This window comes from Cupriavidus sp. 10L43_2 (assembly GCF_056395265.1).
This window is the reverse complement of record NZ_JBFTJE010000011.1, coordinates 167385-188647: the sequence shown is the minus strand read 5'-3', so window position 1 is coordinate 188647 and position 21263 is coordinate 167385. Positions and strand designations below refer to the sequence as shown.

Below are 21263 nucleotides of genomic sequence, written 5' to 3'. Positions count from 1 at the left end.
CAGCATCTGCTCCCAGCCCGCGAACTTCCACACTGCGTCGATAGCTGTCAGGATTCCCTGCGATACCGCGCCGTAAATCGGGATCGAGCTGCCGATCTTCAGTACGCCGTATTCGTGCAGGCTCTTTGGGGTTTTCACATGTTCGGCCAGCCAAGCGATTTTCTTGGTTGGGTCCTTGATGTTCGCGAGCGCCTTATCCATGTCGTCGGTGATAAACACGGCAATCTTCGCTTTCACATCCTTGGACGCAATGGCCATGTTGAATGCACCGATATTGCCGCTGGCGAAGCTTCCCGCCACCTGCCGTTCGGCGTATGCCGTCAACTGCCGGATCCGGTCGTTGCTCAGCGGCTTGTCGCTGCGCTTGCCTGCCTCAACGAGATTGCCGACGAACGTCTGTGCAAGGAATTTGATAGTGTCTCCCGCCTTGCCGCTGACATCGATCACGCCCACCGGCGTGCGCATCGTCACGCCGATAATCGCCATCCAGCGTGCGAGCGCGCGCTCGGCGGCGTTGTTGTTGTATTCGCGCAAGGCCGTGGCGATTGGAGCGGCAACGTGGACCAGCAAGCTGGCGACGGAGTCCGGTAGCAGCTTTCCATTGGTTTCCTGCTTCGCGGCGCGTGCTTTTGCCTTTGCGGCCCTCAGGCGCTCGGCCGTAGTCTTCAGTCTGCGTTGACGCAGGGTGTCGCCAATTTCCGCCGCCCCCATATCCATCGCCTCGGCGATGTCACGGACGGCGCTGTCGTAATCGGCCTTCGCCTTGTCCACCTCGTCTTGTGCCATAGCCGCCTTCACCTTCGCATCCCAGGCGGGCCTGAGCAGCGCCTGCATGTGCTGCTTGTACTGGTCCATCAGCGTTCCAAGGTCTCCGCGTAGGCGTCGCCGCTTAGCGCATTGCTCCCATCGTGCGTGCAGTCGAGCTTGTTGGCGAGCAGGTTGCTCCGCATCCACGCGGCGTGGGCCTTCGCCAGGGGTTCGACGTGCTGGGCCTGGAGCGCGTCAGACTGCGTCTTGAACTCATTGCGCCACGCGCTATGGAGTTCCGGTTTGAAGCGCCGCAGGTAATTTGCCCATGATCCACGCTGGGCCGACTCGATGGTCTGCAGCGAGGGATGCCTGATCGCTGCGTACAACTCCTCCAGGCCCGCCTGACCGGCCATCCCGGCATCGTTCTCGAGCCTGTCCGCAGAGTCCTTTGCATCCTTGAACACTTGCCACCTCACCTTCTCGTCATTGGACTGCCGCAGCGACTTGATGGCGCCATCCAGTGCAACCAGATTCCGATGCGTGGTGGGATAGTTACCATAGCCGTTCTTCTTGTCGTACTTGCCCGCCGGGACGTAGGTGTCCAGCAAGCGCTCCTGATGCCAGTGGATCAGGGCGGCGAGGTCTTGCGCAACGCCGGCGGGGTCGTCCAGTGCGATGATGGCGGCCTGCATGTCCGGGCTGCGGCGGCGGCAGGCTGATTGGGTGGCATCGGTCCGCCCTACGCGTCCACCAAAGTTCGGCGCGGAAGGCGGCATGAAGGCGCGGGGCCCGACCGGCGCCGATCTTGCGACAGTTACGTAGTCGGCCACGGTGGTGGCCAGGGCGTCGATCGGCACCGCATGGGGCGTGTTGCCCCGGCCATTGCCGGGCGGCTTGCCCGGTGTGATCTGATGCGCTTTGGCCCACGCGCCGGCGTCAAACGGACGCATGTGCAGTTCGCGCAGCGGCTTGCCGGCGGCTCCTCGGTGCGCGTCCATGACGGTCCGCGTCCATTGCACGTCGGAGTAGCCAAACCAGACAATGCCAGCCTGCGTAGCATCGGCGATGCCGATGCAGCCAGCCAGTTCCACGTGGACGGCGTCACTGCAGGGCTTGAGCGACCTCGAGCTTTCCGTTATGCCGGCCTCCGCAGGAAAGCTCGTGTAGTAGCCCTCCTCCGTGATCCAGTACCCCGTCATCCAATCGCGCTTTTCGTCGTACACGTATAGATAGCCGCAGCGCAGCAGGCGGGTGGTGTAGCGGGCGCTGCCATGCAGCGTCAGGTCCTGCTTCTGGCCTTTGCCGACGCTACGGGCGGAATCTTCCACCTTCAGTGGCGCGGTCACCGCCGGCAGGCCCATGTCGATGGGTGCGACGGCATAACGCACGGGCAGGATGAGCAGGCCACGCTTGTCGCAATAGTTGCACTTCTTTTCGATGGCCATAGACGTCAAATCCCCAAGGTTCGCGTGTGCGAGGTATCCGCAGACAGCAAGGCATTACGCCTTGCGCGCTGCAAGATAAACGCTCTTCTTTGGAAGGGGGAATGCCTTTGACGGTGAATTCAGCCGTTCCTTGTCCAGGATCGACCGTCACGCCACATTGAGACTTGTCTTATGTGGCAACCACATTGCGTGTGCTAGAAGCCGCGAATCGACTAGGCGACCGCGGAAGCCGGCAAGCCGAATTCCTCGCCCAGCGCCCGGCGGGCGGCTTGCAGCGCGCGGCGGGCTGCCGCGGCGTCCTGGCCCAGGCGCAGCAGGCCGGGCAGGTGATGGGGGGCCTTGAGCAGGCCGATGAGGATGGCGCCGATATCGGTGCTGCCATCGGCGCCCATGCCGGCCACGGCCAGCGGTGGCACGGGGCGGTCGGCCGGGTCCACCACCACGCGCAGCGCGGTGAAGGGCAGGCCGTGCGCGCGGGCTATGCGGGCGGCGATGTGCGATTCCATGTCTACCGCCAGCGCGCCGTGCAGGCCATGCAGCGCGGCCTTGTCCGCCACGGTGGTCACGGCGGTGTCGGCGCCGGCCAGCAGGCCGGGCACCGCCTGCGGCAGCGCGCGGCGTAGGGCGGCGCTCCAGAACGGGTCGGTGCGGAACGATTCGGCGCCCGCGCGCACGCCGGTGGCCACGATGACCGTGCCCGGCGGCAGCGTCGGGTCGAGCCCGCCCGCCACGCCAAAGCTGATCACCCCCGCGAAGCCGCCCGCGCGGCCATGCTTCAATGCCTGGTCGAGGGCCCGCGCCAGCGCGGCGTCACGGCGGCCGTACAGCGTTTCGATACCGGGGCCGGCTGCGATCTGCGCCTCGAAGCGCATGCCGCTCACCGCCAGCACCGGGGCGTGGGCGGGGCTCACAGGCCCCACGCCACGGCGTGGTTACCCTCGCGCAGCAGGTTGCGGAAGCGCGCCAGCGCCCACAGCGGGAAGAAGCGTGCATAGCCGTGGTAGCGCAGGTAGAACACGCGCGGGAAGCCCACGGCCGTGAAATACGGCTCGTCCCAGAAACCATGGCTGGCCTGCGTGCGCAGCAGGAATTCCACGCCGCGCACCACCGCCGGATGGTCGCCGGCGCCGGCCGCCATCAGGCCCAGCATGGCCCAGGCGGTCTGCGAGGCCGTGCTCGGCGCGCGCTCGTAGCCGCGATAGGCGATCTTGTAGCTGTCGCCCGACTCGCCCCAGCCGCCGTCCGGGTTCTGGATCGACAGCAGCCACTTGGCCGCGCGCTGCACTTCGGGCGCGTTGGCGCCGATGCCGGCGGCGTTCAGGCCGCACAGCGCGCTCCACGTGCCATAGATATAGTTGGTGCCCCAGCGGCCGAACCAGCTGCCGTCCGCTTCCTGCTCGTCCAGCAGGTAGCGCAGCGCGCGCGCGGCGGGCTCGCTGTTGGCCGGCATCTGGCCGAGCTGGCAGAGCATGGCCAGGCAGCGCGCCGAGACATCGGCCGTGGGCGGGTCCAGCAGCGCGCCGTGGTCGGCGAACGGGATGTTGTTCAGGTAGAGATGGGTGTTCTCGGGCTCGAAGGCGCCCCAGCCACCGTTGCTGCTCTGCATGCCGACGACCCACTCGCAGGCACGCGCCACGGCGGTCTTGTAGCGGTCGGTCCGGTCGCCCTTGTCGGCGCGGTCCATCGCGGCGGCCACCACGGCGGTGTCGTCCACGTCCGGATAGTGGGCATTGGCGTACTGGAAGGCCCAGCCGCCGGGCCGCACGTCCGGGCGGCGCACGATCCAGTCGCCCTTGAGGTCGAGTTCCTGCAGCGGCACCAGCCAGTCCAGGCCGCGCACGGCGGCGGCGATGGCGCGCGGCTCGCCCACTTCCAGCAGCGCGTGGCTGGCCAGCGAAGTGTCCCAGACCGGCGACAGGCACGGCTGGCAATAGGCTTCATCGTCGCGGACGACCAGCAGCTTGTCGATCGAGCGGCGCGCGATGGCGCGGTCCGGGTCGCTCTCGGGCACGCCGAGCACGTCGAACATCAGCACCGAGTTGACCATCGCCGGGAAGATGGCGCCGAGGCCGTCTTCGCCGTTCAGGCGCTCCACGGTGAACGTGCGGGCGCGCTCGATGGCCCGCGCGCGCAGGCTGCGCGGGAACAGCGGCTCGGCCACGCGCACCACGGCGTCCAGCGCGCGGAACACGCCCACCCAGAGCGGGCTCTGGTGCGGCGCGCGCGCCGGCAGCCGGGTGGACTGGGCCGGGCGCAGGAACAGTTCGTCGATGCCGATCTTGCGCGGGTTGCGCGCCCGCGGACGCAGGCTGTTCAGCACCAGCAGCGGCACGATCACCGTGCGCGCCCAGTACGAGACCTTGGAGAGATGGAACGGGAACCACTGCGGCAGCAGCATGATTTCCACGGGCATCATCGGCACGGCCTGCCACGGCATCACGCCGTACAGGGCCAGCAGGGTGCGCGTGAAGACGTTGCTCGCCTCGGCGCCGCCCATCCCGTGGATGGCGGCGCGGGCGCGGCGCATGTGCGCGGCCTCGGGGTCGTCCCCGGCCATCTTGAGCGCGAAGTAGCCCTTCACGCTGGCGCTGATGTCGGAGGCGCCCGCGTGGAACAGCGGCCAGCCGCCATCGGCGTTCTGGATGCGGCGCAGGTAGTTGGCGATCTTGCCCTCGAGCACCGGGTCGGCCTGCTCGCCGAGGTAATGCACCATCAGGATGTATTCGGCCGGGATGGTGGCGTCGGCTTCCAGCTCATAGACCCAGTGGCCATCGGCCTGTTGCTGGGCGAGCAGGGTATCCACGGCATGGGCGATGCCGGCGTCGAGCGGGTCCGGCAGGGCAGGCTGGGCGAGCCGGTTCACGCTGGCGGCCAGCGCGTCGGTGGTGGCGAATTCGGGGCGGGTGATCGTTGCGGCCTGGTTCATCAATTCTGGGGGCACTTCTCTCTCTGCGGATGGCGCGCCGGGCGGCGGCCCATCCTCTTCCATATTAGGTGTGTCGGGTCAGGCAATGGCATGCCGGAGCAGGATCCACACGAGCTTGGCCTTGGGCACGCGCACACGCGTGCGCGGCGGCTGCCAGCCACGCGCCAGCAGGCGCGTGAGAATGCCGTGGTAGACCTCGAACATGATGCGCGGCGAGCGCACCACGCGCGCCGGGCAGCGCGCCATGATGGCGGCGGAGGCGTCGTAGTGAGCCTGCGCTTCCCGCGCCAGGCCCTGGCAGACCGTGCCGATGGCGGGGTGATGGATCACCGCGTGCGGCGTGCCGATCGGGATGCCGGCGGCGGCCAGCGCCTCGGCGGGCAGGTACAGGCGGCCGATGCCGGCGTCCTCGTCGATATCGCGCAGGATATTAGTCAGCTGCAGCGCGCGGCCCAAATGGTGCGCCAGCGCAATGCCGGGTGCTTCGTCGATGCCGAACACGCGTACGGCCAGCCGGCCCACGGCGCTGGCCACGCGGTCGCAATAGGTGTCCAGCGTGGCGGCGTCCGGCGCGACGATGGTCGACACGACGTCCATGATCATGCCGTCGATGACGTCGCAGAAGTCTTGCTGCTGGAGGTTGAATGCCTGAATCTGCACATTCAGCGGCTCAAGCGCGGCGGGCGCCCGGCCGGCGTAGCAGGCGGCGATGTCCGCGCGCCATTGATCGAGCGCGGCCAGACGGTCGGCGTGCTGGGTGTCGCCATCGGCAATATCGTCCACGGCGCGGCAAAACGCGTAGATCTCGAACATGGCCTGCCGCTGGGAGGCGGGCAGGATGCGCATGGCCGTGTGGAACGAGCTGCCCGATGACACGGCGGCTCCCGCGAGCGGGGCGCCTGGCGTTGCGATTTCAGTACCGGCCACGGGTTTCCTCGGCACGCTTGTCGGGTCCGCGGGGCCTGTCAGACGCCGTCCGGTGGACTGCCATGGAAACTGCGGGATGGCGCTGTGCGGACGGAGCCGCGGGCGGGGCGCGGATTCGGAGTTTTTTGAAGTCGGGCGATTATAACAACTTCATTGCAAGCGAGCGATGTGGCGAAATCCGCACTATATGTGGATGGACGATCACTCTTGCGGCGTGGACTCGCGAACCGGCGCTGCCCGGCGGTGCATCGGCCAGATAACCTGGGCGGCCTCGCCGTCCAGGCGGTAGGCGTGACAGGTATCCAGCACCCAGGGCTGGGGCAGCGGGGTGCTGCCGTGGAGCTTGGTGTGCCAGGGCGTTTCCTCGCGCTGGATCGACATCATGGTCTGCATCGCCGTGGTGGCCAGCGGGCCGAGCAGGTCGGTCAGGTGCGTGCAACCGCGCACGCCGGCCAGCCGTTGCCGGGCTGCCTGATGAAAGCCCTTGCCGATGCGCAGCCCGATCAGGGTGGCGTAGGCGGCGTTGATCTCGGCGCAGTAAGGCGTGGGGCCGGTCTCGGTACGGGCGGCGAAGTGGTGGATCACCATGCCGGCATCGACGGTCATGGTCAGGTGCATCCGGTGCAGGTGGCCGCCGGCGGGCAGGTCGGTGAACGGCAGCTCGGTGGCGACGGCGGAGATGTCCTGCATCTCGGCCTCGATGTCGTAGCGCCCATCGTCGCGCAGGTAGCCGCGGCACAGGATGCTGCGGGTATGCCGCAGCGTACGGAAGGGGGGCGTGGTGGCGTCTGGTACGGCGTTGGCCATGGTCGTCATCCTTGGGACTGTGGGGGTCTGTCAGGGATGATGCCGTTCCCGGGGGGGTGGGGGTCCCCCCCAAGAACGGGTGGCCGGGGGGCGGTCAGAAGATCTGGCGCACGCCGATCGTGACGCCGACCATGTTCTGCTGGCCAGACATGGTCGGGTACTTGAAGGCGTAGGCCGTGGCCAGGCCGTCGAAGCTCAGCCCGCCGTTGTGGGCGTAGCCGACCGACATATAGACGTCGGTGCGCTTGCTGAAGTTGTAGGTGGTGGTGAAGGTGACCTGCTGCATATTGGGCGGATTGGTCTCGGCCGCCGTGGCCGTGGCGCGCGCGCCCTTCACGTCCGCGTAGTAGTAGGCCAGCGAGAGGCCCCAGGCCGGCGTGGCCTGGTAGTTCACGCCCGCCCACCAGTAGTCGTCACGCAGCAGCGTGGCGCCGCTGGCGAACTCGCCCTTGTTGTAGCGATAGCCAAGCGTGAACTTGAACGGGCCGGTGTTGTAGAGGCCCGCCGCGCCGAGCTTGGTCATCTTGCCCGGTGCGCCGACCTGCGCCGCCGGGCGCCATTCGTCGGCAGCAATCGCCAGGCCCAGGCCGGTGCCGTTCAGGTACATCAGCGAGGCGCCGTAGCCGGTGTTGTCCTTGAAGTTGCCCGGCACCTCGCCGGCGCCGCCGTTGGCCAGGGCGATGGCGGCGTTCTGCACGGCCACGCCGGTGCCGAACGAGAAGTGCGCGGCGGCCTGGATCGGGCCCCACTTGCCGATGTACTTGGCCATGTTGTCTTCGCGGTAGTTCAGGCCCATCCACCAGATGCCCGGCTCGTACGTGGCGGCGAAGCGCATCGGCGCGAAGTTGGCCATGCCCTCGAAGAACGAGGTGTACTGGCGGCCGAAGGTCAGCTTGCCGAAGGCATCGTTCTGCAGGCCGACGAACGACTGGCGATTGAACAGCGGTACGCCCTGCAGGGAACCGTTATCCCACTGGAAGCCACTTTCGAGCACGAACAGCGCCTGGTTGCCGGCGCCGAGGTCTTCCACACCACGCAGGCCCCAGCGCGAGGCGGACAGACCGCCCACGGAGGGCATGCCGACGCGGCTGCCGCCCTGGTTGGGCGTGGCGGCCGAGGCGGCGACCCGGTTGACGTACTCGATGGAACCATCGACCACGCCATACAACGTGACGCTCGTCTGCGCATGGGCCGTGATCGCGAGCGGGGCCAGCGCTGCCAGGGTAATGAACTTCCGTTTCATGCTTGAGGGTCTCCTTATCGTTCTAGGAACCAGCGCATTGGCTGGCTGCGCGTCCGCTTTCACGGCGCACGCACAGTAAAGCGCGGATGCCCTTCAAACCTGCCCACTCCCGATGGGCGGACTGTGGCATTTGCGCACTACCCATCCGTGCAGACCCTTACCTCCTTCGCACGCTGTCTTGCCCAACGTCGCCCAAAAAAAATCCGACCCTGAGGTCGGAGTAAAGGCCATCGCCGGAACCGACATCCAGCGATGGAGGGCCTGTTCAGGAAAGCTTCAGCGGTACAGCGGGGCCGCATGCCGGGCGGGTACCACGGCCCAGACGGCAAACGGTTCGAACGGGGGCACGCGCCGCACCCATTGCGTGGCGCAGGTGCCGCAGCGATACCGGCATTCGGCCGCCCCATGGGGCCGGGGCGGCTCGTTGACGCCGTCCCGCGCCAGTTCGGCATGCGGGGTATAGCGGCGGATGTCCTGGCGCAGGTCGTCGCAGTCGCCACACATGTCGGGCGCGACGGCTGGCGATGTCGATGGCGCTGCCACAGACGTCGCCGGGGTGTCGTCGCGCATCGGACGGCTGCCCGGCGCGCGGCTCCATCGCTGCACGCTGGCCCAGTAGAGCGCGCGCAGGGCGCGGTCCGTGGTGCCGGCGGCGGTGCGCCGGCCGATCTCCAGATGCCCCTGCTGGAGCAGCCCCTGCTCCGCGCCGCAGGCCAGGCAGACCAGTTGCCGCCGGCCTTGCGCCTGCCGGATCCACTGGTCGAGCAGCCGCGCGCGCGAGGCCGCCGCATCGCGGCTGGGCATGCCATGCCGCGCCAGCGTGCGGTCCAGTTCATCGCGCACCGCGCGCACCTCCGCGATCAGGGCGGACAGCTTCGGCTGGAGGCGCCCGGCCGGTTGCGGCGCGGCGCCGCGTTGGGTTGCACTCGCCATCACAACGCTCCGCTCAAGCCTTGGCGGAAGAACGCCAGACGCTGGCGGCGCCTTGCGCCAGCCCGGCCGCGATTTCGGCCGTATGCTGACCGTGCGTCGGGATGGCGCCGGGCTGGCGCGCTTCGCCGTCGAAGCGCGGCGCCGGCGCGGCCTGGAGCCGGCCTTCGCTCTCCACATAGACGCCACGCGCCACGTTGTGCGGGTGCCTGGCCGCTTCCTCGGGGCTCAGCACCGGGCCGAAGCAGACGTCCGTGTTCTCCAGCAGCGCGCTCCATTCGGCGCGGGTGCGGCTGGCGAACAGTTCCGCGAAGTGCCGGTGCAGTTCCGGCCAGCGCTTGCGGTCCCACTGCCGTGCGAAGCGCGGATCCTCGGCCACGCCGAGCTTTTCCAGCAGCAGCGCGTAGAACTGCGGCTCGATCGACCCGACCGTGATGCAGTGCCCGTCCGCGCAGCGGTAGGTGGCGTAGAAGTGCGAGCTGTCGAAGATGTTGTCGCCGCGCTGGCCGGTGACGAAGCCCTTGGCCTGCGTGGCGAGCAGCAGTTGCAGCATGTGCGCCGAGCCGTCGACGATGGCCGCATCGACCACCGTGCCCTTGCCGGTAGCGCGCGCGTTGAGGATGCCGGACAGCAGGCCAATCGCCAGATACAGCGCGCCGCCGCCGATGTCGCCCACCACGGTGATGGCGGAGGAGGGCGGCTCGACCGGCCCGCCGTTGTAGTACAGCGCGCCCGACAGCGAGATGTAGTTGTTGTCGTGCCCGGCGGCCTGCGCCATCGGGCCGGACTGGCCCCAGCCGGTCATCCGGCCGTAGACCAGGCGGGGATTGCGCGCGTGGCAGGCATCGGGGCCCAGGCCCAGGCGCTCCATCACGCCGGGGCGCATGCCTTCGATCAGCGCGTCGGCGTCCTCGATCAGGCGCAGCACCAGTTCGCGGCCTTCCGGCGTCTTGAGGTCGGCCACGACCGAGCGCTTGCCGCGGTTGATCACGTTGCCTGCGGGGGGCGGCGTGCCCGTACCCGTGCCCGCGGGCAGGCTGCGTTCCACCGCGATCACATCCGCGCCGAGGTCCGCCAGATGCATGGCGCAAAACGGCCCCGGGCCGATACCGCAGATTTCCACGATCCTGATGCCAGACAACATGTGTTTCTACCGTTGGATGAAAGGAGGGGCCTAGGTTACGGTCAGGCCCTCCCACCCCCTCCCCCCCGCATCGGGTAGGTAGCGGGGTCAGTCCAGCCGGGCGCCCGTGCTCATCACCAGCCGCTGTTGCACCGGGTACATCGCCTCGTAGTTGGCCAGCGCCTGCTTGCTGCTGTTGCCGATCGGCTCCATGGCGATGGCGCGCATGCGGGCGCGGATCGGCTCCGAGGCAATCGCGGCGCGTGCAGCACTTTCCAGCTTTTCGACGACCGGGGCGGGCGTGTTGGCCGGCACCATCATCACCACGCGGCCGGTGACCTGGAACTCCGGATCGGTCAGGCCGGCCTCGGCCAGCGTCTGCACGTTGGGCAGGCCGGGCAGGCGGCGGTCCGACGCCACCGCCAGCACCTTGAGCTTGCCGGTTTCGACGAACGGCTTGGCGGCGAAGGCGGAGACGAAGGCGAGGTCGATCTGGCCGCCCACGAGGTCCTGGATCATCGGTGCCTCGCCCTTGTAGGCTACGTGCGTGATGTCGGCCTTGCGCGTGCGGGCCAGGTGCGAACTGACCAGATGGCCGTAGGAGCCCACCCCCCACGAGCCGAAGCTGGCGTGGTGGTGCGCGGTCCAGTCCAGCAACTCCTTCATGTCCTTGGCCGGCACGTTCGGGCTGGCCACCAGCAACACGCCGGCGGTGCAGATCTCGGTGACGAAGGCCAGTTCCTTGCGGGTGTCGTACGGCAGCTTCGTATACAGGAACTGATTGTTCAGGATCGCCTGGGTCAGTGTGATGCTGACCGTGTAGCCATCGGCAGGTGCCTTGGCCACCACATTCGTGCCGATCATGCCGGACGCGCCGGGACGGTTTTCGACGATGACCGGCTGGCCGAGGCGCTTGCCCATGTCATCGGCCAGCGCGCGCGAGACAATGTCGGCGGCGCCGCCCGGGGTGAACGGCAGGACGAAGGTGATCGGGCGGTTGGGGTAGGGCGCTTGCGCCGCCGCGGCCTGGGCGAGGCATGCCAGTACGAGCATGCAGGTCTTCTTGAACATCGTGTCTCCTGGTCGGCGCGGTCAGGCCGCGCATCGTGATTTTTGGCGCTGCGGCGGGAAGGGGATCCCTGCCGCCGACGCCATCATGCACGGCGCCTGCGCGTCACGACCCACCCGGTCCGGGTGGACGTTGGGGAGGCCCGGGCCCCCGTGCGCGCCGGAAACCCAGGCGCGGCGCGGCCTACAGACTGACCCCGATGGTCCGGGTGCTGGCGCGTCTCTATAATGCGGGGTTCCCATCGCGCAGAATCCTGCCTGGGTGACGAGCCCGGCACAATCGACACACATGTCTTCGTATGACCCGGCGCCGAAGCCATTGTCGGAGGCTTCCGCGCGCAACTTCGAGCCCATCGCCGGTACCAAGCTGGTACCGCCACGGCCCGCCCGCCGCCCGCTGGCGCGGGAGGCCCTTGCGGCGCGCCTGCTCGAAGCGCGGCACAAGCGCTGCGTAATCGTTCAGGGGCCGGCCGGGTGCGGCAAGACGTCCGCGCTCGTCAGCTGGCGTCAGTCGCTGGTGTCGCTCGGCTTCGAGGTGGCGTGGCTGTCCTTGTCCGAGGAGGACGACGATCCGGCCCGCTTCTTCGATTGCCTGCTCGCCAGCATCGGCTTGATCGATGCCGACATCGTCCGCGACGCGGCGTCGCTGGTGGGCGACGGCAGCGATGCCTCGGCCATCGAGCATTGGGTGGTCACGCTGATCGAGGCCATTGCCGCGCAGCCCCGCGACCTCGTGCTGATCCTGGACGATGTGCACCTCCTAGAGGACGCCCGCATCTGGCAGATGCTGCAATGGCTGTTCGACTATGCGCCGCCGCACCTGCACATCGTGCTCTGTTCGCGCGCCGCGTTGCCGCTCTCGCTGGCGCGGCTCGATTCGCAGGGACTGGTGGCCACGCTGGACCTGCGCGACCTGCGCTTCAGCCCCGAGGAGTCCGAAGCCTACCTGCGCGACCAGCTCGGCGAGATCTCGCCGCGTGACGCGCGCCGTCTGCACGAGCTGACCGATGGCTGGATCGCCGGCCTGCAGCTGTTTGCGCTCGACATCAAGGCCAAGCACGGCACCGGCACGCCGGGCTTCTTCCCCGGTTCCACCAGCACGCTGCGCGACGCCAGCGCCTTTGCCGATTATTTCGAGCACGAGGTGCTGCGCCAGCTTGGCACGGACGACCAGGAACTGCTGACCTGCGTGGCCATCTGCAGCCGCTTCTGCGCGCCGCTGTGCGCCACGCTGGTGGGCGAGCCGCGCGCCGTGGCGCGCATGACCACCCGGTTGGTGCGGCTGGACAGCAGCAACCTGTTCATCATCCAGGTCAGCGGCCACGACCATGAAAGCTGGTACCGGCTGCACCCGCTGTTGCGCGAGGTGCTGCTGGCGCGCGTGGCGCGCATGCCGCAGGCCCGGCAGCATGCGCTGCACGCGGCGGCGTGGCGCTGGTTCGAGCAGCGCGGGCAGGTGGAGGAGGCGGTCCGGCACGCGGTGATGGCCGGCGAGGCCGGCGCGGCGGCCGACGCGATCCAGACCTGCGCGCCCGAGTTGCTTGCGCGCGGTAGTTTCCGCCAGTTGAGTGGCCTGCTGCGCCTGCTGCCCGTCGCGCAGATCGAGTCGCGCTTCGCGCTGCAGCTGATGCAGGCCCACGTGGATTTGCGCTCGCTCAGGCTGGACGCCACCGCGCGGGCCATCCCCCGGCTGGAAGCCCAGGCCGCCGCGCTGGGCGCCCGCGAGCGCTTCGCGGTCATCGTGCTGCGCGGGGCCATGGCGCTGATGCGCGACGATATCGGCGCGGCGGTGGCCCTGCTGCCCGAACTCGAAGCCGCCCCGCCCGATGCCGACGATTTCGTGCTGACCTCGCGCGCCAACGTGCTGGGCTGGCTGCACATGCATCGGGGCGAGTACGAACGCGCCCGCCAGATACTGGCCGATGGCACGCATCACGGCGGTGGCGGCATGCTCAGCAACCTGATCGGGCGATGCCTGTCCGGCCTGAGCCTGTCGATCGAAGGCAGGATGCTCCAGGCCGAGCCCGTGTTCCGGCAGGTGCTGCACGAGGCCGACCAGCTTGGCGCCGAGTACGTCGGCGTGGCCCACATGGCGGCGGTGCTGCTGAGCGAGACGTTCTACGAACTCAACGAGATCGACGCCGTCTGCACGCTGCTGGAGCGGTGGATTGGCCAGCTGGAAACGGTGTCGGTGCCGGATGCGACGCTGCGCGCGCTGCTGATGCTGTCGCTGTCGCACCGCGTGGCTGGCCGGCGGCTGGAGGCCGCGGCCTGCCTGGACCGCCTGGAGGACTACGCGGTGCGCAACAACCTCGACCGCCTGCTGGTAATGGCGCTCAACGTGCGCTCCCGCTGGCAGTTGCGCGAAGGCGAGACCGATCTGGCCGAGGCGACCATCGAGCGCGTGCGCAAGCTGGCCGCCGTCAACGCGGGCCGGACCGATGTGTGGGAGATCGCCGCGCACGCGCAGTTGGCCTGCATCGGCCTGTGCCTGCATCGGCATGATTTCGACGGGGCGCTGGCCCGGCTCCACCCGATGCTCTCCAGCCCGGTGCTGGCGTCGCGCGGCCGGCATGGCGCCATCGTCCATATGCAATGCGCGGTGGCCGAGAACGGCCGGGGCAATGGCCGTGCCGCGCGGGAACATCTGGTCGAGGCGCTGCGCCTGGGCCACCGGCTGGGCCTGCTGCGCAGCCTGCTCGATGCCACCTCGGGCGGCGTCACGCTGCTGCGCACGGTGCTGGCCGAAGGCACGCTCGATCCCGTACTGGCGTTTTATACGAAGCGGCTGCTCGAGGCATCGGGCCGCTGGCGCGAGCGCGAGGCGCCCGCCGCGCCGGCCCGCCGCTCCGCGCCGATCAAGGCCCTGAGCGAGCGCGAGACCGAGGTGCTGACCTTGATCTCCCAGGCGATGTCGAACAAGATGGTGGCGCGCACGCTGGCAGTCTCGCCCGAGACCGTGAAGTGGCACCTCAAGAATATCTTCATGAAACTGGGCGTGAGCGGACGCGACGAGGCGGTGGCGCTGCTGCGCGACCTCGCCGCCGATGCGCCCGCCAGCGGCAAGCCGTCCGCCAGCCGTCCGTCTTCCCAGTAGTTCCGCCGTACCGCTGCACCGCCACCCCCCACCCCCCCGTACCGGGGAGGGGTGACGCCGTCGCACCGCTGTAACGTCCAGATCCGTGGGCGGGCGTCCTTCCGGCATCTCTTTCGGCATGCCCGCCTGTTTGTCCGTCCCATCGCATTTAGAGGTTCAGCCATGAAAGCTGCGGTATTCCATCGTCCCGGCCAACCCCTCAGTATCGAGGACATCGCCATCGCCAAGCCCGGCCCGCGCGAGGTGCTGATTCGCACCCGCGCCGTCGGCGTCTGCCATTCCGACCTCCATTTCGTCGACGGCGTGTTTCCGCACCCGGCGCCGGTGGTGCTGGGCCATGAGGCCGCCGGCGTGGTCGAGCAGGTGGGCTCGGAGGTGCGCACCGTCAAGCCGGGCGACCACGTGGTGACCTGCCTGTCGGTCTACTGCGGCCACTGCGAGCACTGCCTGACCGGGCACCTGTCGCTGTGCGAGTCCCCCGACACCCGCCGGTCCAAGGGCGATGAGCCGCGCCTGGCCTACCAGCACAAGCCGATGCCCCAGTTCGCCAACCTGTCGGCCTTCGCCGAGCAGATGCTGGTGCACGAACACGCCTGCGTGGCGATCCGGCGCGACATGCCGCTGGACCGCGCCGCGCTGATCGGCTGCGCCATCACCACGGGCACCGGCGCGGTGGTCAACACCGCCAAGGTGGCGCCCGGCGAGACGGTTGCCGTGATCGGCTGCGGCGGCATCGGGCTGGCCGCGATCAACGGCGCGGCGCTGGCCGGCGCCGGGCGGATCATCGCCATCGACATGCTCGACAGCAAGCTGGAACTGGCGCGGCAGTTCGGCGCCACGGACCTGATCCAGGCGAAGGACATCGACGTGGTCGCGGCCGTGCGGGAGCTGACCGGGCAGGGCGTGCACCACGCTTTCGAGTGCATCGGCCTGAAAGCCACTGCCGAGCAGGCCTTCGGCATGCTGCGGCGCGGTGGCACCGCCACCGTCATCGGCATGATCAAGCCGGGCACCAAGCTGGAGATCGATCCCTTCCATCTGCTGTACGAGCGCCGCATCCAGGGCTCGATGATGGGGTCCAACCGCTTTCCGGTGGATATGCCGCGCCTCGTCGATTTCTACATGGCGGGCAAGCTGCATCTCGACCAGATGATTTCACGCCGCCTGCGGCTCGAGCAGATCAACGAAGCCTTCGACGAGCTGCGGCGCGGCGAACTGGCGCGCTCGGTGATCGTGTTCGACAGCTAAACCGCCCCGCACGTCCGCGCGGGGCTGCATTCCCACGACGATAAAACGAGGAGACAACCATGCAACCTGCAGCAACCGCCGTCGCCGAAGACGCGCCCCCCGCGCGGACCCCCGCCCAGGACACCGAAGCCTGGCCGTTTGGCGTGCGCCGCTCCACCCCGACGATCGGCGCCGAGATCACCGGCATCGACTTCGCCCGGCCGCTCGATGAAGAGACCCACCTCGCCCTGCGCCGCGCGCTGCTGCTGTACAAGGTGCTGTTCTTCCGCGACCAGCACATCACGCCGGCGCAGCACGTGGCCGCCGCGCGCCGATTCGGCGAGCTGGAGGTCCATCCGATGATCCCGCACCATCCGGAGCACCCGGAGCTGGTGGTGTTCGGCCGTGACGGCAGCGCGCGTGGCCGCGAAAACCTCTACCACTCCGACGTGACGTGGCGCCAGGTGCCGTCGATGGGCTCGATGCTGCGCTGCGTGAGCTGCCCGGAGGTGGGTGGCGACACCATCTGGGTGAACATGGTGGCGGCGTACGAGAACCTGCCGGACGAGGTCAAGACGAAGATCGCCCGACTGCGCGCGGTGCATGACGCCATGCCGACCTTCGGCCAGGCCCTCTCCGACGCCAAGGTCGAGGAACTGCGCAAGCTGTATCCGCCGATGGTGCATCCGGTGGTGCGCACCCATCCGGAGACTGGCGAGAAGATCCTGTTTGTCAATGAAGGCTTCACCACCCATTTCGACAACTTCAGCAAGGTGCAGCCGTACCGCATCGGCTCTGATTTCCGTCCCGCAGAGCTGGACCTGCTGCAATACCTGTTCCGCCAGGCCGCCGCGCCCGAGTATCAGGTGCGCCTGAAGTGGGAGCCGGACACCATCGCGCTGTGGGACAACCGCTCCACGCAGCACTATGCGGTGCAAGACTACTTCCCGGCGCCGCGCCATATGAACCGCGCCACCATCATCGGCGACCGCCCGGTCTGAGCGCGCGGGGCAGGGAATGAAAAACGGGGCGCATGCCGCAGTGGCATGCGCCCCGTTCTCATTGGAGCGTGGGGATCAGAACCCGCCGCGCCCACCGCCGCAGATGATGGTCTGGCCGGTGACGTAGTCGGACTCGGGGATGCAGAACATGAAGACCGAACCGGCGGCTTCCTCGGGCGTGCCCGGGCGGCCCAGCGCGATTTCCTTGCTGGCCTGCACGATGCGGTCCGGGTTCACGCCGACCTTGATGTCGCGCCCTTCGATGCTGACGGTCTTCTCTTCGGCGGTCGGCTCGGTCAGGCGCGTGGCGATGAAGCCGAACGCCACGCAATTCACGTTGACCTTCATGCGGCCCCACTCGCGGGCCAACGTCTTGGTCATGCCCATCACGCCGGCCTTGGCGGCCGAGTAGTTGACCTGGCCGGCGTTGCCCTGCGTGCCGGAGGTCGACGAGATATTGACCACCTTGCGGAACACCTCGCGGCCGTCCGCCGCCTCGGCCTTGCTGGCCTCGCGGAAGTAGGGCTGGGCGGCGCGCAGCAGGTTGAAGGGCGCCTTGAGGTGGCAGTCAAGAATCGCGTCCCACTGCTCGTCGCTCATCTTCTGGATCACGTTGTCCCAGGTGTAGCCGGCGTTGTTGACGATGATGTCGATGCCGCCGAACGATTCCAGCGTGGCCTTGACGAGGCGGTCGCCGAAGTCCGGCGCCGTGACGTTGCACGGAAAGGCCAACGCATGGCCGCCGGCGGCGCGGATCTCCGCCACGACTTCGTTGGCCGGGGCGGCGTCGAGGTCGTTGACGACCACGCTGGCGCCCTCATTGGCGAATTTCAGCGCGATGCAGCGGCCGATGCCGCGTCCCGCACCGGTGACGATGGCGACCTTGCCTTCCAGTTTCCTGCTCATGGTGTGACTCCTCTTGTCTCTTGTAGATGGGTAGCGTCAGTTCTTGCCGTAGAGCGTGACCACGCACGCACCGCCAAGACCGAGGTTGTGTTGCAGGGCCAGGCGCGCGCCTTCCACCTGGCGCTTGTCGGCCGTGCCGCGTAGCTGATGGGTCAGTTCGTAGCACTGGGCCAGCCCGGTGGCGCCGAGCGGGTGTCCCTTCGAGAGCAGGCCGCCGGACGGGTTGGTCACGACCTTGCCGCCATAGGTGTTGTCGCCGTCCATCACGAACTTCTCGCCCTCGCCGGTGGGGCAGAAGCCGAGCGCCTCGTAGCTCAGCAGCTCGTTCTGGGCGAAGCAGTCGTGCAACTCGCATACGTCGATGTCCTGCGGGCCGATGCCGGCACGCTCGTACACCTGCTTGGCGGCGGCGCGGGCCATATGGCCGCCGACGTAGCTGATCATCGAGGGCGGATCGAACGATTCCACCGGGTCCGTCGTCATCGACTGGGCCACGATGACCACATCCGAACGCAGGTTGTGCTTGCGGGCAAAGCGCTCCGAGACGATCAGCGCGGCGGCGGCGCCGCACGTCGGCGGGCAGGCCATCAGGCGGGTCATCACGCCGGGCCACATCACCTTGTCGTTCATCACGTCTTCGGTGGTCAGCACGTTGCGGAACAGCGCCAGCGGGTTGTTGGCGGCGTGGCGGCTGGCCTTGGCGCGGATGGCCGCAAAGGTCTCCATGCGCGTGCCGTAGCGCTGCATGTGCTCGCGGCCCGCGCCGCCGAAGCTGCGCAGGGCCTGGGGAATGTCCGTGACGTCCTCGGTCAGCTTCTTCAGGATCGGCTGGAAACGCGCGCGCGTGGGCGGGCGGTCGTCCCAGTGGGACTTCAGCGCGCCGGCCTGCATCTGCTCGAAGCCGAGCGCCAGCACGCAGTCGGCATCGCCCAGCGCCACGGCCTGGCGGGCCAGGTACAGCGCGGTGGAACCCGTCGAGCAGTTGTTGTTGACGTTGACGATGGGAATGCCGGTCAGGCCCACCTCGTACAGCGCGGTCTGGCCGCAGGTGGAGTCGCCGTAGACGTACCCCGCATAAGCCTGCTGGACCAGCTCGTAGCCGATGCCGGCATCGGCCAGCGCGCGGCGCACGGCTTCGGCGCCCATGTCGGTGTAGCTGGCGCTCGCGCCGGGCTTGGCGAACGGGATCATGCCCACGCCGCCGATGATGACTTTCTCGCTCATATCTATCCTCTCTCTATAGGGGGGAGCCGCCCGCCGTTACAGCTTGCGGGCAATCAGGTCGCGCATGACCTCGTTGGCGCCGCCCACCACGCGTGAGACGCGGTAGTCGGTAAAGGCCCGCGCGATGGGGTACTCGAGCATGTAGCCGTAGCCGCCATGGAGCTGGACCATATCGTCCAGACACTTCCACAGCGTCTCGGTGGCGTGCATCTTGGCGATGGCCGCCTCGTTCACGGTCAGCTTGCGGCGCAGGTGCTCGCCGAGGTAGTAGTCGACCATGGTGCGGATGGCCACGGCATGCGCCTTGGCGTCGGCCAGCTTGAAACGGGTGTTCTGGAAGTCCCAGATCGTGCCGCCGAAGGCCTTGCGCTCCTTCACATAGTCCACCGTGATGCCAAGCAGGCGCTCCAGCGCCACGGCGGCGTAGAGCGCGATGATCAGGCGCTCCTGGGCCAACTCCTGCATCAGGTAGCCGAAGCCCCGGTTCACCTCGCCCAGCAGGTTGCTGGCCGGCACGCGTACGTTGTCGAAGAACAGTTCGGCGGTGTCCGCGGCGGGCTGGCCCACCTTGTGGAGCTTGCGGCCCCGGCGGAAGCCCTCGCGGTTGGTCTCCACCATGATCAGGCTCACGCCCTTGGCGCCGGCCGCCGGATCGGTCTTGCAGATCACCATGATCATGTCGGCGCTCGTGCCGTTCGAGATGAACGTCTTGCTGCCGTTGATGACCCACTCGTCCCCATCCCGGACTGCCGTGGTGCGGCAGGCCTTGACGTCGGAGCCGCCACCGGGCTCGGTGATCGCCACGGCGAGGATGGTCTTGCCGGCGCAGATGTCGGGCAGCCAGCGCTGCTTCTGTTCCTCGGTGCCCAGCCGCGCGATGTAGGGCGCGACGATGTCCGAGTGCAGGGAAAACCCCGAACCCGAGATCCCGGCGCGGTGCGTTTCCTCGAGCACGACCGCCGAGTGGCCGAAATCGCCGCCGCCGCCGCCGTATTCGGTGGGGATGGCCACGCAGAGCAGTCCTTCGCGGCCGGCCTTCAGCCAGCTCTCGCGGTCCACGCGGCCGTCCGCGTCCCACTGCGCCTGGCGCGGGGCGCATTCGCGCTCGAAGAAGCGCCGCGCGCTCTCACGGAGCATTTCGTGGTCTTCACGGAAAACGGTACGGGTTACTTCCACGGCACACCTCCTCTTCTGGTTATGGTCGGCGCGGCGTTGGGGGCACGCGCGGCCTGACGGAGATGATGGAGGGGGGGAAGGGGGGTGCGGCCTCCCCGGTTTGGGGAGGGGCGCGGCGCCGGGGGGGCAGGGCGGTGGCGACTACCCGATTCGGGGAGGGGTGGTGCGCAATGCGGCCCCGCATCATTTCGCTCACCGCAGGCAGCCCGGGAGCCGCCAGGCGCTTGTCAATTCCGAACAGGAGAGTCTTCGTGGAAGTCGTTCGTAATGTTTATCGTGAAGATCACGAGCAGTTCCGCACCACCGTGCGCCGTTTCCTCGAGCGTGAATGTCTGCCGCGTCAGGAATCCTGGCTGGCCGACGGCATCGTCGACCGCGAGACCTGGCTGAAGGCCGGGCGCGAAGGCTTGCTGGGCACGTCCCTGCCGGAAGAGTATGGCGGTGGCGGTGGCGACTTCGGCCACGCGGCGATCATCGCCGAGGAAATGGCCGACGTGGGCGTCAGCGTGAGCTTCGGCCTGCATTCGGACATCGTCGCGCCCTACATCGCGCGGCTGGGCACGGAGGAGCAGAAGCAGCGCTGGCTGCCCGGCGTCTGCGCCGGCGAGACCATTCTCGCCGTGGCGATCACCGAGCCCGGCGGCGGCTCCGACGTCAAGGCTTGCCGCACCACGGCGGTCCGGGACGGCGACGAGTGGGTCATCAACGGCAGCAAGACCTTCATCTCCAACGGCTTTATCTCGGACATGGTGATGGTGATCTGCAAGACCGATCCCGCCGCCGGCGCCAAGGGCGTGAGCCTGATCATGGTGGAGACCAACCGCGAGGGCTTCCGCCGGGGCCGCAAGCTCCACAAGGTGGGCATGCACTCGCAGGACACCGCCGAGCTGTTCTTCGACAACGTGCGCGTGCCGGCCAGCAACCTGCTGGGCGAGGTCAACAAGGGCTTCGGCTACCTGATGCACGACCTGGCGCAGGAGCGCTTCATCATCGCCGTGGGCGCCGCCTCCAAGCTGGAGCGTCTGCTCGCCCAGACCGTCGAGTATGTGAAGGACCGCAAGGCCTTCGGCGGCACGATCTGGGACTTCCAGAACACCAAGTTCAAGCTCGCCGATATCAAGGCGAATGCCGTGGCGCTGCGCACGATGGTGGACTACTACCTCGGCGAGCACATGCGCCGGGGCCTCTCTGGCGAGGAAGCCGCGATCGCCAAGCTGTACTCGACGGAGGTGCTGTGGAAGTGCATCGACGACATGGTGCAGCTGCACGGCGGCTACGGCTACATGCTTGAGTACCCGATCGCCCGGGCGTTCGTGGACATGCGCATCGCCCGCGTCTATGGCGGATCCAATGAAGTCATGCGTGAGCTCATCACGCGCAAGATGTAAGCACAACAAGACCAGCGAGGAGACA

At 68.2% G+C, this 21263-nt stretch carries 17 protein-coding genes; 4 read left to right on the top strand and 13 right to left on the bottom strand.

Annotated elements, in window-relative coordinates:
- From AC1DEL_RS17220 to AC1DEL_RS17175, 10 genes are all read right to left on the bottom strand, one after another.
- Nucleotides 1-855: hypothetical protein (locus AC1DEL_RS17220; protein ID WP_477159133.1), on the bottom strand; the 855-nt coding region annotated here is incomplete at its 3' end.
- Nucleotides 855-2195 carry a T6SS effector BTH_I2691 family protein gene (locus AC1DEL_RS17215; protein ID WP_477159132.1) on the bottom strand — a complete coding sequence of 447 codons (1341 nt, stop codon included), beginning with the start codon at nt 2193-2195 and terminating at the stop codon, nt 855-857. The genes AC1DEL_RS17220 and AC1DEL_RS17215, both read right to left, overlap by 1 nt.
- A 212-nt stretch (nt 2196-2407) precedes the next feature.
- Nucleotides 2408-3106: a phosphorylase gene (locus AC1DEL_RS17210; protein ID WP_477110418.1), complete on the bottom strand. Its 699-nt coding sequence runs from the start codon at nt 3104-3106 to the stop codon at nt 2408-2410.
- Nucleotides 3103-5121, bottom strand: a complete 2019-nt coding sequence (gene shc / locus AC1DEL_RS17205; RefSeq protein WP_441592868.1) for a squalene--hopene cyclase — start codon at nt 5119-5121, stop codon at nt 3103-3105. Before shc ends, AC1DEL_RS17210 begins: the two co-directional genes overlap by 4 nt.
- 78 nt (nt 5122-5199) lie before the next feature.
- Nucleotides 5200-6048 carry a presqualene diphosphate synthase HpnD gene (gene hpnD, locus AC1DEL_RS17200; RefSeq protein WP_092297016.1) on the bottom strand — a complete coding sequence of 283 codons (849 nt, stop codon included), beginning with the start codon at nt 6046-6048 and terminating at the stop codon, nt 5200-5202.
- Nucleotides 6049-6249: 201 nt separating this feature from the next.
- Nucleotides 6250-6855, bottom strand: a complete 606-nt coding sequence (locus tag AC1DEL_RS17195) for a DUF2889 domain-containing protein (protein WP_092297429.1) — start codon at nt 6853-6855, stop codon at nt 6250-6252.
- Between the two features lie 94 nt (nt 6856-6949).
- Nucleotides 6950-8098: a porin gene (locus tag AC1DEL_RS17190; RefSeq protein ID WP_477126043.1), complete on the bottom strand. Its 1149-nt coding sequence runs from the start codon at nt 8096-8098 to the stop codon at nt 6950-6952.
- A 276-nt stretch (nt 8099-8374) separates the two neighbouring features.
- Nucleotides 8375-9031 carry a hypothetical protein gene (locus tag AC1DEL_RS17185; RefSeq protein ID WP_092297023.1) on the bottom strand — a complete coding sequence of 219 codons (657 nt, stop codon included), beginning with the start codon at nt 9029-9031 and terminating at the stop codon, nt 8375-8377.
- Nucleotides 9032-9044: 13 nt separating this feature from the next.
- Nucleotides 9045-10172, bottom strand: a complete 1128-nt coding sequence (locus AC1DEL_RS17180; RefSeq protein WP_441592871.1) for a CaiB/BaiF CoA transferase family protein — start codon at nt 10170-10172, stop codon at nt 9045-9047.
- A gap of 87 nt (nt 10173-10259) precedes the next feature.
- Nucleotides 10260-11222, bottom strand: a complete 963-nt coding sequence (locus AC1DEL_RS17175; protein WP_092297028.1) for a tripartite tricarboxylate transporter substrate binding protein — start codon at nt 11220-11222, stop codon at nt 10260-10262.
- Nucleotides 11223-11508: 286 nt separating this feature from the next.
- Here AC1DEL_RS17175 and AC1DEL_RS17170 point away from each other — a divergent pair, with 286 nt between their 5' ends.
- The 3 genes from AC1DEL_RS17170 (at nt 11509) to AC1DEL_RS17160 (ending at nt 16544) form a co-directional block, all read left to right on the top strand.
- Nucleotides 11509-14316, top strand: a complete 2808-nt coding sequence (locus AC1DEL_RS17170; protein WP_441592872.1) for a winged helix-turn-helix domain-containing protein — start codon at nt 11509-11511, stop codon at nt 14314-14316.
- 162 nt (nt 14317-14478) lie between these two features.
- The gene (locus tag AC1DEL_RS17165; RefSeq protein ID WP_092297031.1) at nt 14479-15564 is read left to right on the top strand and encodes a Zn-dependent alcohol dehydrogenase; all 1086 of its coding nucleotides are present in this window, start codon (nt 14479-14481) and stop codon (nt 15562-15564) included.
- Nucleotides 15565-15623: 59 nt separating this feature from the next.
- Nucleotides 15624-16544, top strand: a complete 921-nt coding sequence (locus AC1DEL_RS17160) for a TauD/TfdA dioxygenase family protein (RefSeq protein ID WP_092297033.1) — start codon at nt 15624-15626, stop codon at nt 16542-16544.
- 75 nt (nt 16545-16619) lie between these two features.
- Here AC1DEL_RS17160 and AC1DEL_RS17155 read toward each other — a convergent pair whose 3' ends face one another.
- The 3 genes from AC1DEL_RS17155 to AC1DEL_RS17145 are packed head-to-tail and all read right to left on the bottom strand — an operon-like array spanning nt 16620 to nt 19850.
- Complete coding sequence (locus AC1DEL_RS17155) at nt 16620-17450, bottom strand: SDR family NAD(P)-dependent oxidoreductase (RefSeq protein WP_454757682.1); 831 nt, start codon at nt 17448-17450, stop codon at nt 16620-16622.
- A 36-nt stretch (nt 17451-17486) separates the two neighbouring features.
- Nucleotides 17487-18674 carry a lipid-transfer protein gene (locus AC1DEL_RS17150; RefSeq protein ID WP_092297037.1) on the bottom strand — a complete coding sequence of 396 codons (1188 nt, stop codon included), beginning with the start codon at nt 18672-18674 and terminating at the stop codon, nt 17487-17489.
- A 36-nt stretch (nt 18675-18710) separates the two neighbouring features.
- Complete coding sequence (locus AC1DEL_RS17145) at nt 18711-19850, bottom strand: acyl-CoA dehydrogenase family protein (RefSeq protein WP_477126042.1); 1140 nt, start codon at nt 19848-19850, stop codon at nt 18711-18713.
- Nucleotides 19851-20101: 251 nt separating this feature from the next.
- Between AC1DEL_RS17145 and AC1DEL_RS17140 the strand changes: the two genes are divergently transcribed.
- On the top strand, nt 20102-21238 hold the full coding sequence (locus AC1DEL_RS17140; protein WP_092297042.1) for an acyl-CoA dehydrogenase family protein: 1137 nt from the start codon (nt 20102-20104) through the stop codon (nt 21236-21238).
- Nucleotides 21239-21263: the final 25 nt, after the last annotated feature.